The 492-nt window shown below is 49.2% G+C and carries 1 protein-coding gene; it reads right to left on the bottom strand.

Annotated features, from left to right (window positions below; genetic code table 11):
• Positions 1-342, bottom strand: a 342-nt coding sequence (locus JUB15_RS28340) for a hypothetical protein (RefSeq protein WP_207516126.1), incomplete at its 3' end; no start/stop codon positions are given.
• Positions 343-492: the final 150 nt, after the last annotated feature.

The following is a 492-nucleotide window of genomic DNA, read 5'->3' as shown; positions in this document are numbered from 1 at the left end:
ACCTACCGGTAAAAATCCATTGGGATTCGCGTCTACCGCATATCCGGCGCCTGCCGTATAGGTAAGCGGCCCTACATTACTGGCAGTAATGGCCTGCGCGCCGGGCTGCAGTTGGATCAAAGGTGTGGTCGCTGTTAACACCGTTTGCCCCGTACCGGCGTCTGTCATCACCATTTGCAACTGCGTGGTCATGGAGCCGCCGCTCGTATTGATCAGCGACATATTCCATAACTGCGGTTTAATGGTGAGTCCCAAGGGCGGTAATTGCAAGGTAATTACCACTTGTGCCTGCAGGCACCACCCCATCAATAAGCACACAATAAGCAATAGTTTTCGCTGCATACTATTTGAAATTAAAGGTCTTTATAAATTGAACCGTTCCCATTTCATTACGCACCAGCCCGTATTTGTTACCCGGCAGGTACCCATGTTCGTAAGAAACAAATAACATATCCTGTTTACCAATGCGCATGTTGGCCGACAAATAACCGC

It is taken from the genome of Longitalea luteola (assembly GCF_017356035.1).
Taxonomy (GTDB): domain Bacteria; phylum Bacteroidota; class Bacteroidia; order Chitinophagales; family Chitinophagaceae; genus Niastella; species Niastella luteola.
This window is presented reverse-complemented; position numbering and strand designations above follow the sequence as displayed.